We start from the raw sequence: 16,499 nt of genomic DNA, 5'->3' as shown, positions 1-16,499 counted from the left end.
TCCTACAATTCCGTTCTGCCGTCCAATGCACGCAGCAGTGTCACTTCGTCGATATATTCCAAATCGCCGCCAACCGGCACACCGCTTGCAATGCGGGTTACTTTAATGCCTGTCGGCTTAATCAGGCGGCTGATATACATCGCTGTCGTTTCACCTTCAAGACTTGAATTGGTTGCAATGATGACTTCCTGCACATCGCCTTCGAGCCGTTTCATCAGTTCCTTTAACTTAATGTCGGACGGACCGATGCCAAGCATCGGGCTGATTGCGCCGTGCAGTACATGATAGACACCCTCATACTTTCCGGTCTTTTCATATGCCGCCATATCGCGTGTCTGTTCCACCACCATAATCGTACTGTGGTCGCGCTTTTCATTGGCACAGATCGGGCAGATTTCATCATCTGTCAGCGTAAAACATTCTTTACAGTATTTAATATGCGCTTTGGCATCCGTCATGGCAGATGCCAGTCCCTCAACTTCTTCTTTTGGCATATTTATAATGTGAAATGCCAGGCGCTGGGCGCTTTTTGCCCCAACCCCTGGTAATCTCGACAGCTGTTCTATTAACTTGTTCATATGACCGCTGTAAATGTCCATTAGAACAGGCCTCCTGTCAGTCCTGAAAGTCCTCCGGTAATCTTAGACATCTGCGCCTGTGATTCTTCTTCACACTTGCGGAGTGCTTCGTTGGTTGCTGCCATAATTAAATCTTCTAACATTTCTACATCATCCGGATCTACGGCTTCCGGGTCAATCTTGACCTTTGTAACCTCTCTTTTACCGGTAACGGTTACTTCTACAACACCGCCGCCTGCTGCCGCACTGAATTCCTTTGCTTCCAGCTCTGCCTGCTGTGTTTCCATCTGCTTCTGCATTTTCTGTGCCTGCTTCATCAGATTGTTCATGTTGCCCGGCATACCTCCCGGAAATCCACCTCTTTTTGCCATTAGATATATTCCTCCTTATCATCTACTTCTATTTCCATATTAACGGATTCTCTGATATCTGTAAATCGATTTTGAAAATCTTCTCCATCCTGTAGCTTTGTAACAATCAGATTCACATGGATTCCTGTCCGCTCCTCAATGAGCGCAACCAGTTCTGCCTTGTCATCTTCCCTTGAAAACAGCTCATAGGCTGTCGGGGAAGACGTCATCAGTTCCAGACTCTGCCCATCCTCTGCAAGCGTTACATGTGAATTTAATAAATGGGTGCGCTTTAGCGGTTCTTCAATCGAATGGACAATGGAGTCCCACTGCTTTGCCAGCTGCTTAATATCCTCCGGCATTGCCTCTATTACGCGCTTTTGTGCCGGCTGGGACACTGCCATGCCTGCTGCATAGCCGCTGGCATTGCCTGCATAGCCGCTGGCATTGCCTGCCGCACCCGCTATATCTGCCATACCGCTTATGCCCTGTGTACCTGCCGCAAACGGAGTACCTGCCGCCACGCCGTTTTTTAACGCTTCCATGGCTTCCTGCATTTCCTGCTCAAGCAGGGTGATGCGGCTTATCACATCGCCCATATCCTGCCGCTGTTCCATCGCCGGACGCGTCAGCTTAATAAGTGTCACTTCGACTTTAATACGCTTCTGTGTTGAGAATTTCAGCTCATTTGCCAGCTCCGACAGCACGCGGATATAGCGCATCAGTGTATCGACATCGACCTGTTTACTGTCTTTTTTTAACTGCTCTAAATTATCTGCCGAAACATCGATAATGTCTTCCGCCTTCGCTTCATCATCCGTTGTCTTTACAAGCAGCAGATTTCTTAAATACCATACAAAGTCACTGACAAACTGTCCTAAATCCCTGCCCTGCATAATAATCTGCTCTAAAAGCTGCATGCACGCATACGTATCCGCCTTTAAAATGTACGACAGCATTTCGGCAAATACCGCCGTGTCCACCGCACCAAGCACCTCTAACACATTTTCATACTTTAAATCCTGTCCGAGGTAAAAGGCGATGCACTGGTCTAACAGACTTAACGCATCTCGCATGGAACCGTCCGCCGCCTTGGCAACATACCGGATTGCCTTTTCTTCGACATTGATATGTTCCGCTTCCATCAGCTGCGATAACCGCCCTGCAATCGTTTCAATAGAAATGCGGTGGAAGTCATAGCGCTGGCAGCGCGACAGAATCGTAACCGGTATCTTATGTGCCTCCGTTGTCGCCAGAATAAAAATAACGTATGCAGGCGGTTCTTCCAGTGTTTTTAACAGTGCATTAAATGCCCCTATGGAAAGCATATGCACTTCATCGATGATATAAACCTTATACCTGCCCTCCGTCGGTGAATACTGGACTTCGTCACGGATTTCACGAATATTGTCAACACCGTTATTCGATGCGGCATCGATTTCAATGACATTCATGGAACGCCCTTCGGCAATCGCCTTACAGGTCGGACATTCCCCGCACGGACTGCCGTCCACCGGATGCTCGCAGTTGACCGCCTTTGCAAAAATCTTTGCCACGGTTGTCTTACCGGTTCCGCGCGTTCCGCAGAAAAGGTACGCATGCCCGATTCTGTCTGCCCGTATCTGATTTTTTAATGTTGTAACAATATGTTCCTGTCCTTTGACATCTTCAAATTCCAAAGGACGCCATTTTCTATATAATGCCTGATATGCCATATTTTCTCTCATTCTGCCGCCACGGACGGCGCTTTTCTAAAAATACCGCTGCGAACTGCTTTTACTTTATAAATGTAAAAAAAGCCACCACATACTATGTGTTACACGTAATATGTGTTACATATAATATGTGCTGACGAAAACAATTCTCATCATAAAACCGCGCACCGGACGTCGTACAGCTGTCCACAGACGTTACCGGTACAGTTAGCTCGGCCCAGGCACCCTTCCGGCACACAGGAGGTTTCACTTAATGCTGCTTCATTCCTGACCTGACATGGTTCATGAATTCCTGTTGCGAAAGACCCAGACGTCAACACCACTTATACCGGGCAGCTCTACAGAAAACTGCCCTCGGCCCGATATCACCCCTGCTATAGCGGATTGCAGGTACAAGGCGCCGCTAATGCCCCGGCTGCGCGGTTCTTTGATTATACCTTTTATGGCCCGGATTGTCAAGATTGTCAACCCTTTAACTCTTTTAAATACGCCATGAAATTTTCTTTATTTTCAAGCGCTGTTGTCGTCGGACGTCCAAGGTCCTCTCTTGCACCAATAGAACATTTCACTTCAATCAGGCTTAATTCGCTGCGGTTTTTCGCTGCCTTTAAAGCCTCATCAAGTGCTTCAAACGTATCTACGGATACTGCATTCGGATAGCCGCATGATTTTGCCACACCAATCCAGTCAATATTACCGCCGACAGTCGGCATGCCGCCAACCGTTTCGTGTGCGCCGTTATTAATCAGAACGTGCACCATATTTTTTGGCGCATTCGCTCCGAGCAGTGCCATAGCTCCCATGTGCATCAGCACGGCACCATCACCGTCGATACACCAGATTTTTGTATCCGGCATACTTTCTGCAACACCGAGTGCAATTGATGAGCTGTGTCCCATGGAACCGACTGTCAGGAAATCATATTTATGGCTCATCTTCTTTGCTTCACGGATTTCAAATAACTCACGGCTTGCCTTTCCTGTTGTGGAAATCACCGGGTCTTCTCCGGAAACGTCTGTAATATGGCGGATAATATCTTCACGCATCATCGTATTGTCATTTTTATAAACAACTTTTTCATCATAAGAGAGCGCACCCTTGCGGATTACAAAGGCAGCATCTTTTCCCTGTGCAAGCACAGTTTTAAAGTCATCCATGGCAGCTTTTAATTCTTCTTCTGTAGTTTCTTTTCCCACGATAAATGGCTTGATATCCATATCTTCAAGCAGTTTTATCGTTACTTCACCCTGATAAATGTGCTGCGGCTCGTCATGAACCCCCGGTTCTCCTCTCCAGCCCACAACAAAAATCATCGGAATTGCATACACTTTGTCGTTTAAAAGTGATGCCACCGGATTGATAATATTTCCTTCGCCGGAATTCTGCATATAGACAACCGGCACCTTTCCTGTTGCCAGATGGTATCCTGCCGCCAGCGCCGCCGCATTTCCTTCATTTGCGGCAATCACATGATGTCGGGAATCTATCCCATATGTATTTATTAAATAGTTGCACAGTGCTTTTAACTGTGAATCCGGTACACCTGCATAAAACTCTGCACCGATAATTTCAACAAACTTCTGAACCTGCATTTTTTATCTCCATTCTGATACAGACCTATTCTGCCTGCATTTTTTCCAATACCTCACGGTAGCTTTCATCAATCACTGCCAGCTCTGCCACAGAGTCAATTTCAACAATCTGCTCTTTTTCAACCGGATGAATGTCAAGGTTTAACTTATCTAACTGCCGGTCTACAATTTCATCCCAGTATAAGCCCTCATAACCCGGCTTTTCATATGCTGCATCAATGGCATCGCGGATAACTGCCGCATCTGCTTTCTTAAAATAGGAAACGCCGACCATGTTATAACGGTCTGTCCCTTCTTTTCCGACACGTGTAATACGTTCTCCATCCCAGTCAAACACCCAGTCATCGGAAAAACCCGGAACCATTTTGCCATAATAGCAGGAACGTGAAAGTTCTGCATCAAAAATAGATAAATCCGAAATATACAAATCCGCTTCACAGATAAAGCAGTCTGCCGTTCCCATAACTTTTCTTGCCGCATGAATAGACGAAATATTGTTAATCGTTTCAAATTCCGTATTTTCAATCAGTTCCACGTTGTCATATTTTTCTGCCAGATATGCAAACTGCTCTTTTTTGTATCCAACAACAACGTAAATCTTTGATACGTTTCTGCGTTCCAGCCCCTTCATAATCGTTTCAATCATTGATGTGCCGTGTACCTTTACAAGCGGCTTCGGCGTAACATCGGTCAGCGGGCGCATGCGTGTACCCATGCCCGCCGCCATTAAAATTGCGATTTCCATTTCCCTTATCCTTTCAAAAAAGCTTACAGTTCATCAATTAATGTCAGAATCTGCTTAATCGGCATTAAACGGCTGTCCACTTCTTTTGCACGATGATACTTTAAAATATCCTTGGCAGTCTGTTCCATCGCCGGGAATGCACTTCTTGTCAGCTGGTTTGCGTAAATAACGATATTAACACCGTGTTCTGCCAGTTCTGCTTCCGTAATTGTATTAAATGAAGACGGAACAACCACAATTGGTGTTTCCTTATCCTCTGCACGGAATTTATCGCAGAATTCCAGAATTTCTGCCGGGTCCTTCTTACGGCTGTGAATCATAATGCCATCAGCGCCTGCATCACGGAACGCTCTGGCTCTGTTTAACGCATCCTCCATACCCTGCTCTAAAATCAGACTCTCAATACGCGCAATAATCATAAAGTCATCTGTCAGCTGTACCTTCTTGCCTGCGGCAATCTTGGCGCTGAAATTCTCAATTGTATCCTGTGTCTGTGCTACTTCCGTACCAAACAGAGAGTTTTTCTTTAAACCGGTCTTATCTTCGATAATAATGGCTGAAACACCCATACGTTCGAGTGTGCGCACAAGATATACAAAATGCTCTGTCAGTCCGCCTGTATCTCCGTCAAAAATAATCGGCTTTGTTGTAACTTCCATGACATCATCGATTGTTCTGCATCTTGAAGTCATGTCTACCAGTTCAATATCCGGCTTTCCTTTAGCAGTTGAATCGCAGAGGGAACTAATCCACATTGCATCAAACTGGTCAAATTCACCATCATTTTCCACAACTGTCTTTTCCGCAATCAGACCGGTTAAACCGCTGTGTACTTCAATCGTCTTTACAATCGGACGCATTTTAATGAGCTGTCTTAAACGTTTTCTTCTGAATTCCGGCATCGCCAGTTTTTCTTTTAAGCGGTCATCAACACGCTTTACATTTTCATTATAAGTATACGGCACTTCGATTAATTCGCCGCCGTTCTTTTCTAATACTTCAATGACATTGGCACGGATTGCCGCTTCCGGACCTTCTTTCCAGTTGTCACCGTGAATGACATAATCCGGCTTTACTTCTTCAATAATCTTATCATACATAATATCATGCTGGATTACGACTTCACTGACACCTTCCAGATTCTTAAACAATGCCACTCTTTCTTCAAAACCGATCGTCGGAAAACGGTTGTAGCGGATCATTGCCTCATCACTTAAAATACCGACAACCAGTTCGCCATATTCTTTTGCTTTGTTGATAATGTTTAAATGTCCCTCATGAATCACATCGGTACAAAAACATGCGTATACTTTTTTCATCTGTTTCTCTCTTTCTTTCTATTAATCATTATATACAACCGGAATCGCAATATTGTAATGTTCCAGTGCCTCACGGAATACCTTGAAAAATGCCGTGATGTCGTCCTCGTCAATCGCACCTAAAGCGCACAGACGGAAGGTGTTCGTTGTAGAAATCTTACCCGGATAAATCGTATATCCACGCTCATAACAGTAATCATGAACCTTCTCAAAATCCCAGTTCGGGTCGTCCGGATAAATCGGCGATACTACAAGACCTGCCTGCCATTCTCTCTTAACGGCATCTTTAAATCCCAGCTCGTCCAGTCCTTTGTGGATTGCATTAAAGACGCGGGTATGTCTTGCCCACTTGGCTTCTTCGCCTTCCGCAAAATACTCTTTTAATGCCTGTATTGTTGCATAAATTGTCTGTACCGGCGGTGTAAAATGCATTTCTCCTGTTTTTTCAAAGAAATGGTACTGTAAATACAGATTACAGTAATACGAACGCTTCGGATAGTCTTTTGAAGCTTCGATAATGTCTTTTCTTCCTATTATAAAGGAAAGACCTGTCATCGCCATCAGCCCCTTTTGTGCCGATGCCATACAGAAATCGATATTGTCTTTCTGCACATCAATCGGGCGCATTGCCAGTGTGGAGGTCGTATCAACGATAAATACCGCACCGAATTCGTGTGCCAATGCACCGATTTCACGGATTGGATTTAAAATACCGGTTCCTGTTTCATTGTGTGTGGTGTATACCAGCGCAATGTCCGGATTTTCTTCCAGTGTCTTTCGTACCACATCCAAATCAGGGCGTTCCAGTACCGGAAACTGCAGATTGATATGCGGCAGTCCGTAATATTCACAAATTTCCACGGCACGGGTGCTATATGCGCCGTTGTTGACTACCAGCACCTTTTTATCTGCCGGAAGCAGTGAATTCAAACACACATCAATGTTTAATGTACCTGAACCACAGAATAAAACTGATGTATACTGCTGTGGGTCTGCATGTACCGTCTTTAATAAATCTGCGCGTAAATCCTTCATCATAGAAGCAAATTCTTTTTCACGCGGACAGATATCCGGTACAACCTGTGCCATTTTTACCGTATCGGTCGTTGTAGACGGTCCGGCATTCAGCAAAATATTTCTTTTAATATTCATTGTCTTACTCCTTTTGTAAAAGCATTTTTACATAAGTAATATATAGGTGATTTTTGAATCGTACATTTTATTATACATCAGTTTTTATTAAATGTATATAAATTTTTTTTAATACGTTCTGCATAGACGGCGGCTTCCTTTTCAATATCCCTACAGGACAAAATCTCTCCGGGGTCATTTGCCGTGAGCATCCGGATTGCATGGGCAGGAAGCGCAAAGCCTTTGTTAAAATGAAGGGAGCTAATCAGCTGCTCCGCTAAGATATCAGAACCGCTGTAGCCGGATACGACAATGGAAAACAGCAGCTTGTCCTTAAAATCGACCTTCCGGTACAATGCGGTCAGACGGTTGATAAATGCCATAATATTTGCGCTGACCGAGTCGTTGTAATTTGGACTGAGTATCATGAGCGCATCACTTTCAAGCAGTGCCGGATAGACCTGTTCCACCATGACACCGCCGTAAAAACATGAACCCTTTTCACTGTAATGCAGGCAGATCTCAAACGGACAGCCAAGACAGTCTGCAACTTCCCCGTTTCTTAGATTGATTTCACGGATTACAATTTTATCTTCGGTAAGGAACTTGCGTACCAGCTTCCAGAATAAACAGGTATTGCTCTTTTGTTTATTACCCGCATAAATGCACAGCAGGCGTGCCGGTCCGTCTATGTGTGCCGGGGTACACCCGTCTGCGTATTCCAGTGCATGACAGACCGCCTCTCCTGCATTGGCAAAAAAAGCTTCTTTTAATGAAAGGTTTCTGTGCATTGCATTTTTTGTCTGGTTTTTTAACGAGCCGGTTGCCTCTGCAAAGGTGTGTCCCGGCAGCATACCTGTTCCGAACGGATTAAAAGTGCATCATATGCTTCTTCTAAACGACAGCCTGCAAGAACCGATAAAATTTCTTCCTTTGTCATCTGCACCTGATTTAAAAAATCAATTTCGGTAAGCATTTGTATGCATTTATCCTTAAATTCCAAGTAATCTGCCTTCATCTGAATTCTCCCTGTGTATTTTATCATTTTCAACAGTTTCGGTTTTTAAAAGTCTTTTTTAGAAAATACCCTCGTCAAGCATGGCTTCTGCAACTTTTAAAAATCCTGCAATATTCGCGCCTGCAATGAGGTTTCCGTCCATGCCGTATTTCTTTGCCTCACTGTCGATGTTGTTAAAAATATTTTTCATAATCTTTTTTAACTTTTCATCAACCTCTTCTTCCGTCCATGAAAGCTTCATGGCATTCTGGCTCATTTCAAGGGCAGATACGGCAACACCGCCTGCATTGACTGCCTTTGACGGTGCAATCATAAATCCTGCTTTTTGCAGTTCTTCAACGGCTTCTGCTTTGGTCGGCATGTTGGCAACTTCGATTAAAAGCTTTGACGTACCCTCCTCTATCATGCGCTTTGCATCTTCCAATCCGATTTCGTTCTGTGTTGCACAAGGCATATACACATCTGCCTTTACACGTCCCCACGGTTTCTCGCCGGCATGGAATTCCACACCGAATCTGTCGGCATAATCTTCACAACGGTCACGCAGGGAGCCTCTCATTTCTACCATATAATCCACTTTTTCCCCGCTGATGCCGTCTTTATCATAAATGTATCCGTCCGGTCCTGAAATAGAAACGACTTTTGCGCCCAGTTCATTTAATTTCTTTGCAACACCCCATGACACATTGCCGAAGCCCGATAATGCAAATGTTGTACCGGCAAGCTTCTTTCCGATAGATTCAAATAATTCTTCCGTAAAATAAACAGCGCCGTAACCGGTTGCTTCATTTCTCCCAAGACTGCCGCCGTAAGGAATGCCCTTGCCGGATAACGCACCGTTTTTATAACCGCCGACAATTCTTTTATACATACCGAACATATAACCGATTTCTTTGGAACCGCAGCCGATGTCGCCTGCCGGACAGTCCGTATCCGGTCCGATGTATCTGTAAAGCTCTGTCATAAAGGACTGACAGAACCGCATAATCTCGCCGTCTGATTTCCCCTTTGGATTGAAATCACTGCCTCCCTTGCCGCCGCCGATAGGCAGTCCTGTCAGTGAATTTTTAAAAGTCTGTTCAAAACCTAAAAATTTGATAATACTCTGATTGACACTGGGATGAAGTCTGATTCCGCCCTTGTACGGACCGATTGCACTGTTAAACTGTGCGCGGAATCCTCTGTTTACCTGAACCTTTCCTGCATCGTCCACCCACGGTACGCGGAAGGAAACGATTCGTTCCGGCTCACACATACGCTCTAAAATTGCATTTTTTTCATAACGGTCATCTGCTTCTACAACTGGTCTTAAAGATTCCAATACTTCTGTCACTGCCTGGATAAACTCCGGCTCATTACTGTTTTTTTCAGATACTTCCTTGATTACTTCATCTACATATGCCATCAGACATTACCTCCGAAACCTAAATTTTTTTAATCCTGCACGATGCCCGTCGGCAACCCCGTGCTTTCACAAAATGAAAAAGCCGTTTCCGAAAACACTGCGTATGTTAGACTTGTCAAAAAAAGAAGTCAATAACCTTTTCTTTGTTTGTTCGATAATTTTTTCTTTTTAAATTTTTCCTTAATTTGTGAAAGGTTTGGAAACTCAAATTTAATGAAAATAAATCCATGTTTGTGAACATCCGGCACATCCCCCGTATTTGGTTAAGTTTTCTAAAGTTTTTCTTCTTTGTTTTCTTTACTTTCTGCCGGTTATTGTTTAATAAAATTAAGGGAATTTATGAGCGGTTTTGCGCGTTTTTTCTGTATCAATAAGACAATCTTAAAATCCGAACCGGATTTTTGAAATTTTTGAAAAAAAGGATTGCATTTTAAAAAGCGCTGATGTATTATCATTACATCGACATGTAGTATTCAATACTACATGTGATTATTTTAAATACCAGTGCATATAATATTTTATAATGTATATGTCAAAACATAAAAATATCAGGACATGCCGAACACGAAAAATCCATTAAAATAATGGAAATACAGTGTACTCGGAGATTGGAGGAAATTATGAAACATTTTAAATTAAAAGACCCCGGAAGTGCCATTACTCATTTTATCGGTATGCTGATGGCAATGTTTGCCGCAACACCGCTGATTCTGCGTGCCATGCGCGCTCCGGATACCGTTCATGTCATTTCTTTAAGTATTTTTATTGTGAGCATGATTCTGCTGTATGCGGCAAGCACAACTTATCACACTTTTGATTTGTCTGAACGCACGAATAAAATTTTAAAGAAACTCGACCACTGCATGATTTTTGTACTGATTGCCGGTTCTTATACGCCAATCTGCCTGATTGTCCTGCATGGCCGCACAGGGCTTATGCTGCTGGCACTGGTCTGGAGCATTGCGATTCTCGGCATTATTTTTAAGCTTTGCTGGGTTACATGTCCGAAATGGGTTTCTTCTGTGTTATACATTGCCATGGGCTGGGTCTGTGTCCTTGCATTTACACAGATTTTAAATTCCCTGCCTGCTGCCGCATTTAACTGGCTGCTTGCGGGCGGTATTATTTATACGGTGGGCGGTATTATTTACGCATTAAAGCTTCCCATTTTTAACGCACATCACAAATACTTCGGTTCACACGAAATTTTTCATCTATTTGTTATGGCAGGCAGCATCTGCCATTTTATTATGATGTTTGAATATGTTGCGGTTCTTCCGCTGGCTTAAAACAAAAAAGAATGATATACGTTTTTTGAGAATTCTCATAATTTCCGTATATCATTCTTTTTATTTTATTCCGCTGTTTATCTGAATTTTATTTCAGCTTTAAACCTCTACATGTCCGTTTACAACATTCCATGTTCCATACTGGTTATCTGCCGGTCCATTGTACGTCAAATCCAATGCACCGTTTCTGATATACCACCAGCCATAATCATTTAATTTTTCACCAATCATCACTGCCAGCAGGACGACTGCCATAACCACAAGCAGGACTTCCCTGTAATACAAAAAGAAATCAAACACATATCCATTGTAATTTTCAAAGACATCTGCCTGCGCATCTGTCAGTTTCCAGATTCTTAAATACGAAATCCACGGAATCACCATTGCAAATACCGCAATCATCCACGCGAATACACGCTTGTACCCCGGTACACTTTTATTTTTCATTATGCTTTCTCCTTTAAGTTTCTTATTCATTTATTATCCATGTTCCTTTTCTTTTCGTTTTATTATACCCGCCTGCAATCCCCTTTTACAAGTCCCACGCTGCATATTCCGTCTGTCTTTTTACAAATCTGCTTTCCCGTACAGGCAGCGTAACAAAAGGAGGCTTCCGACTGTTATGTCTGAAACCTCCCACAATCTATAATACAAGCGCCCGCGTACCTTTATCTACCCACTTAAATTCCATTCCTGCCGTATGGCTGATTTTATTGCTTTGCTTTTTGTGTGAATTTTAAAGGCGCTTTATTTTCTTATCCTTTGCATACTAGTCTTCAAAATACGCCGCCGGGTCTACCGGTTCGCCGTCCTTTGTCAGCATAAAATACAGATTCGGGCCTTCTTCTACATAATATGCTGTCGGGTCGGATACTGTTCCCAAAAGCTGTCCTGCCACAACCGTGTCGCCTTTTTTTACCACCACATTATCTATCAGTCCATACGTTGTCACATAACCGTCACCGATTGCTACTGCCACGGTATTTCCCGTTTCTTCACTGTAAGTTACGGATTCCACAACGCCGTCTGCTGCCACACCGACATTGGTTCCCGCTTCTGCCGCAATACTGACTGCCGGATTACATTTATACATTCCAAGTGTTTTAAAATAAATGGTCGTATCCATGCTGTATTTTAAAACAATATCGCCGGTTACTGGCCACATCAGCGTATCACTTTCATCAAAAGAGTACGCCGCAGCCGGATTTGCCTTGGCAGAAGTCTTTGCCGCCTGCGCTTCCTGTGATTCCTGCGATTCCTCTGCCGTGTCTGTTCCTTGTGCTTCCTTACCGGTTGTGATATTTTCCTGCGCGGCAGAAAGTCCTTCTGCCTTTGCACCGGCATTGGCAGCTTCCGCATCATCACTGCCGTCTGTCTTTTCCGGAGCCTGTAAAATGTCAGAATATTCCTGTGTTACATCTTCTGTCCGAAGTGCTACATTATCCTGTCCAGATTCATTTAAGTTGACGATATTTTCCTGATTTTCTTTTCGTCCGGAATTGACCGCCACCGAATAAATTCCGTATCCAAGTGTCAGAATAATAGCAAATGATATGATTGTGCCAAAGACTTTTTCTTTATTCAGTTTGAATCCACTGTCTTTCATATGAACCTCCATTCCTTTTTCCGCCAGATATCTGACTGACCTTTGATGTTAATATGATTGCCAGTTTTCATCAAACTATACGTCTGATTACTGTGAAACAATGGTAATTCCACTGTAAAATGCCTTTAAAATCTGCTCGTAAGAACTGCCTTGTTTTGCCATAAAATCTGCGGTATAAAGGCTTACACCCATACCATCACCTAAGCCTTTTGTCGTAATTTTAATCTTGCCGTTACTGTTTTCAATCGTCATTGCCGCAGACGATAAACCCAGAATTTTTGCAAATTCCGTTCCGCTCATAATGACATTGCCTGCCTGTATTTTGGTCACATAACCGCTGTCGGTTTTCGACACAATCTGAATATCCTGAAATGGCGCTTCTTCGTGCAGCCCTGCCTGCTCATAGCCGCTTTTTATCTTTTTGACAAAGTCTTTATACGTAAATGTTTCTACCCTTAAATAATCTGTGCTTTTAATATCCTCCGGGCAGTCCACCGCCGCAAGATACGCATATTTTTCTTCTGAAATCTCACTCCCGGACAACGTCTTTCCGGCACTGACTGCTGTATATTTTGCCTCAATATATGCATTCTGATACATCAAAACACTGCTGCCGGTTGATGCCACACAGTCTGCAATCAACGCATAATTACTTTCATAATTTTCCTGCCATGATGCCTTCATCTGCTTTTCGGTGAAAAATTCCAGACCAAGGCTTGTACTGTCCGCCTGCATCGCCGCTCCCATCACCCGGTAAATATCGGTACGCACCATGACACTTTCCGCTTTTAATACTTCAATTTCCTGCGATTTGTCAAACCGTGCCGCAAGCACCATCACAATAAACTGATTCAAATCCACCGCCTGCGTGGCATTTTTATACTGTATAATGACTTTCCTGCCCTGTATTACGCTTTCCGACACATTCTGCTCAATTCTGCCTGTCACGGTGGCTGTTACGGCATACGGCACAAGCAGGTCTATGAGAATCACTGCTGTCAGTACGGCGGCTTTATTTCTTAAAAAAATTCTTGTCCGGTTCATCGCGTTTTCCATCTCTTTCCGTAAACCTTTTAAGGTCTGCTATAACAGTTTATGAAAGAAATCAAAAAAAATGTACAGACAACCGGGAAAGATTTACTTTTCCGGACTGCCTGCACAATTCCGTTTATAATCATTTTTATATCCGGTCACAGACCTGCATGATTTATCAACACTTCCATTTAGTTCATCGGAACGTGGACTTTCTTTAACTTCCAGATATCAGATACATATTCTTCAATCGTTCTGTCGGATGAGAACTTACCTGCATTGGCAACATTTAACATCACGGATTTCGCCCAGCCTGCGCTGTTCTTATAACGGGCATCAATCTGTTTCTGTGCTTCTGCATAAGAACGGAAATCTTTTAAGATAAAGTACGTATCTGCACGTCTTCCGCCCTGGTTACTCAGCAGTGAATTGTAAATATCACGGAACATCTCAGGGTCTTCCGGTGAATATTTACCGTTAATCAGCTCTGTTAAAATCTCACGGACCGCCTGATCATTGTTAAAGATTTCCATCGGGTCATAGCCGCCTTCATTCTCATAGCGGATAACTTCATCTGAACTCAGACCAAAAATCACTGCATTTTCAATGCCGACTTCCTGAACGATTTCAACATTGGCACCGTCCATTGTTCCGAGTGTCATCGCACCGTTTAACATAAACTTCATGTTACCCGTACCGGAAGCCTCCTTAGAAGCCGTTGAAATCTGCTCGCTGACATCGGCTGCCGCAAAGATGATTTCACCGTTGGATACACGGTAGTTTTCAATAAATACAACCTTAATCTTTCCGTTGATGGAAGCATCGTTGTTAATCACATCTGCCACATTGTTAATCAACTTAATCGTAAGCTTCGCAATCCTGTATCCGGCGGCTGCCTTTGCGCCGAAAATAAATGTTCTCGGTGTCATATCCATATCCGGATTTTTCTTTAATTCATTATACAGATACATTACATGCAGAATATTCAGCAGCTGGCGCTTGTATTCATGCAGACGCTTTACCTGTACGTCAAAGATGGAATCCGGGTCTACATCAATGCCGTTATGCTCTTTGATATATTTTGCCAGACGGACCTTGTTCTTTCTCTTAATCTGCATAAATTCCTGCTGTGCCTTTTCATCATCCACATACGGAAGCAGCTTCTTTAACTGCGGCAGGTCTGTTACCCATGCATCGCCAATCTTATCCGTAATCCATGCGGATAACAGCGGATTGCCGTGTAAGAGAAATCTTCTCTGTGTAATACCGTTGGTCTTATTGTTAAACTTCTGCGGCATCATTTCATAGAAATCCTTTAATTCCTGCTTTTCAAGAATCTCTGTATGGAGCTTAGCAACACCGTTTACAGAGTAGCCTGCGCAGATTGCAAGGTGTGCCATTTTGACCTGTCCGTCATAAATGATTGCCATCTTGCGGATTTTTTCCTGGTCGCCCGGATATTTTGTCTTGATTTCTTCAACAAATCTTCTGTTGATTTCTTCAACAATCTGATAAATTCTAGGAAGCAGTCTTGAGAACAGCTCTAACGGCCATTTTTCAAGCGCTTCTGACATAATCGTATGGTTGGTATATGCAACGGTCTTTGTCGTTACGTCCCATGCTTCATCCCACTCTAAGCCTTCTTCATCCATAAGGATACGCATCAGTTCCGCAACCGCAACAGTCGGGTGGGTATCATTTAACTGGAATGTAACTTTTTCATAAAGCTTTCTGCAGTCGTCATGGTGCTTCTTATACTGATCTACCGCTCTCTGTACACTGGCTGACACGAAGAAATACTGCTGTTTTAAACGCAGCTCCTTACCTGCATAATGGTTATCATTCGGATAAAGCACTTCGACAATATTCTTTGCAAGGTTTTCTTCCTCAATCGCCTTCTGGTAATCACCCTTATCAAAAGAGTTCAGATTAAAGGTATTGACCGGCTCTGCATCCCAGATTCTTAATGTATTCACGGTATTGTTGCCGTAGCCGACTACCGGAAGGTCATACGGTACTGCAATGACAGAACGGTAATCTTCCTGTACAAACATATCTCTGCCGGTCTTTTCATCACGGTAAGAACGTACATAGCCGCCGAATTTTACTTCATAACGGTATTCGTCACGCTTAATTTCAAACGGATTACCGTCTTTTAACCAGTTATCCGGCACTTCAATCTGATAACCGTCCTTAATCTCCTGCTTAAACATACCGTATCTGTAACGGATGCCACAGCCGTATGCCGGATATTCCAGTGTTGCCAAAGAATCCAAAAAGCACGCTGCAAGACGTCCCAGACCGCCGTTACCAAGTGCTGCATCCGGTTCCTGATCTTCAATCACATTAATATCAATGCCAAGCTCTGCAAGCACTTCTTTAATCTCATCGTATGCCATAAGGTTAATCATGTTGTTGCCGAGCGCACGGCCCATCAGGAATTCCATAGACATATAGCAGACAATTTTAACATCCTGCTTTTCATATTCCTTGTGGGTTGCAATCCATTTATCAATGATAATATTCTTGACAGAATACGCAACTGCCTGAAACTTCTGCTGATCATCACATTCATCGATATTCTTACGATACAGAAGCTTACAATTATCCTTAATATCCTTTTTAAATTCCTCTTTGTTAAAAGTATTTGTTCTAACCATCTGCGTCCCTCCGCTCACAAAAAGTTTCTGTCTTTTCTTTAAGAAAGTAATAATATACC

15 protein-coding genes and 1 other RNA gene are annotated in these 16,499 nt (G+C 43.3%); 1 reads left to right on the top strand and 15 read right to left on the bottom strand.

The genetic code is table 11. The features are described from left to right. Nucleotides 1-2 precede the first annotated feature (2 nt). The 11 genes from recR to gdhA all read right to left on the bottom strand — a co-directional run bounded on the left by recR (nt 3) and on the right by gdhA (nt 9,853). Nucleotides 3-599, bottom strand: coding sequence for a recombination mediator RecR (gene recR, locus LI288_RS06340; protein ID WP_022433184.1), 597 nt, complete (start codon nt 597-599; stop codon nt 3-5). Further along, nucleotides 599-949, bottom strand: coding sequence for a YbaB/EbfC family nucleoid-associated protein (locus tag LI288_RS06335; RefSeq protein ID WP_022433185.1), 351 nt, complete (start codon nt 947-949; stop codon nt 599-601). Before LI288_RS06335 ends, recR begins: the two co-directional genes overlap by 1 nt. Beyond that, nucleotides 949-2,643, bottom strand: coding sequence for a DNA polymerase III subunit gamma/tau (dnaX, locus tag LI288_RS06330; protein WP_227090120.1), 1,695 nt, complete (start codon nt 2,641-2,643; stop codon nt 949-951). Before dnaX ends, LI288_RS06335 begins: the two co-directional genes overlap by 1 nt. A 160-nt stretch (nt 2,644-2,803) precedes the next feature. Beyond that, nucleotides 2,804-3,066: signal recognition particle sRNA large type (gene ffs, locus LI288_RS06325), an RNA gene on the bottom strand. A gap of 41 nt (nt 3,067-3,107) precedes the next feature. Next, on the bottom strand, nt 3,108-4,235 hold the full coding sequence (gene aepY / locus LI288_RS06320; RefSeq protein ID WP_227089824.1) for a phosphonopyruvate decarboxylase: 1,128 nt from the start codon (nt 4,233-4,235) through the stop codon (nt 3,108-3,110). Between the two features lie 25 nt (nt 4,236-4,260). Further along, nucleotides 4,261-4,980, bottom strand: a complete 720-nt coding sequence (locus tag LI288_RS06315) for an NTP transferase domain-containing protein (RefSeq protein ID WP_022433188.1) — start codon at nt 4,978-4,980, stop codon at nt 4,261-4,263. Between the two features lie 23 nt (nt 4,981-5,003). Continuing rightward, on the bottom strand, nt 5,004-6,299 hold the full coding sequence (aepX, locus tag LI288_RS06310; protein ID WP_022433189.1) for a phosphoenolpyruvate mutase: 1,296 nt from the start codon (nt 6,297-6,299) through the stop codon (nt 5,004-5,006). A gap of 21 nt (nt 6,300-6,320) precedes the next feature. Beyond that, nucleotides 6,321-7,451: a 2-aminoethylphosphonate aminotransferase gene (locus LI288_RS06305; RefSeq protein WP_022433190.1), complete on the bottom strand. Its 1,131-nt coding sequence runs from the start codon at nt 7,449-7,451 to the stop codon at nt 6,321-6,323. A 77-nt stretch (nt 7,452-7,528) separates the two neighbouring features. Continuing rightward, nucleotides 7,529-8,284: a flavodoxin family protein gene (locus LI288_RS06300; protein ID WP_227089823.1), complete on the bottom strand. Its 756-nt coding sequence runs from the start codon at nt 8,282-8,284 to the stop codon at nt 7,529-7,531. Next, nucleotides 8,242-8,448: a hypothetical protein gene (locus LI288_RS06295; protein ID WP_227089822.1), complete on the bottom strand. Its 207-nt coding sequence runs from the start codon at nt 8,446-8,448 to the stop codon at nt 8,242-8,244. The genes LI288_RS06300 and LI288_RS06295 overlap by 43 nt, the downstream gene beginning before the upstream one ends. Before the next feature lie 58 nt (nt 8,449-8,506). After that, nucleotides 8,507-9,853: an NADP-specific glutamate dehydrogenase gene (gene gdhA, locus LI288_RS06290; protein ID WP_227089821.1), complete on the bottom strand. Its 1,347-nt coding sequence runs from the start codon at nt 9,851-9,853 to the stop codon at nt 8,507-8,509. A gap of 620 nt (nt 9,854-10,473) precedes the next feature. On the opposite strand from gdhA, the gene trhA reads away from it, so the two are divergent. Further along, the gene (gene trhA / locus LI288_RS06285; protein WP_022433194.1) at nt 10,474-11,142 is read left to right on the top strand and encodes a PAQR family membrane homeostasis protein TrhA; all 669 of its coding nucleotides are present in this window, start codon (nt 10,474-10,476) and stop codon (nt 11,140-11,142) included. A 99-nt stretch (nt 11,143-11,241) separates the two neighbouring features. Here the strand turns inward: trhA and LI288_RS06280 are convergent, their stop codons facing one another. The 4 genes from LI288_RS06280 to LI288_RS06265 form a co-directional block, all read right to left on the bottom strand. Further along, nucleotides 11,242-11,589 carry a hypothetical protein gene (locus LI288_RS06280; protein ID WP_022433195.1) on the bottom strand — a complete coding sequence of 116 codons (348 nt, stop codon included), beginning with the start codon at nt 11,587-11,589 and terminating at the stop codon, nt 11,242-11,244. 322 nt (nt 11,590-11,911) lie between these two features. Beyond that, nucleotides 11,912-12,748 (bottom strand): M23 family metallopeptidase, encoded by an 837-nt coding sequence (locus tag LI288_RS06275; RefSeq protein ID WP_227089820.1) that lies wholly within the window; start codon nt 12,746-12,748, stop codon nt 11,912-11,914. 87 nt (nt 12,749-12,835) lie between these two features. Further along, complete coding sequence (locus tag LI288_RS06270) at nt 12,836-13,792, bottom strand: SpoIID/LytB domain-containing protein (RefSeq protein WP_227089819.1); 957 nt, start codon at nt 13,790-13,792, stop codon at nt 12,836-12,838. A 179-nt stretch (nt 13,793-13,971) separates the two neighbouring features. Next, nucleotides 13,972-16,440, bottom strand: coding sequence for a glycogen/starch/alpha-glucan phosphorylase (locus LI288_RS06265; RefSeq protein WP_227089818.1), 2,469 nt, complete (start codon nt 16,438-16,440; stop codon nt 13,972-13,974). Between the last annotated feature and the right edge of the window lie 59 nt (nt 16,441-16,499).

Origin of the sequence: Lachnospira pectinoschiza (assembly GCF_020564355.1) — a bacterium.
GTDB lineage: Bacteria > Bacillota > Clostridia > Lachnospirales > Lachnospiraceae > Lachnospira > Lachnospira intestinalis.
This window is presented reverse-complemented; position numbering and strand designations above follow the sequence as displayed.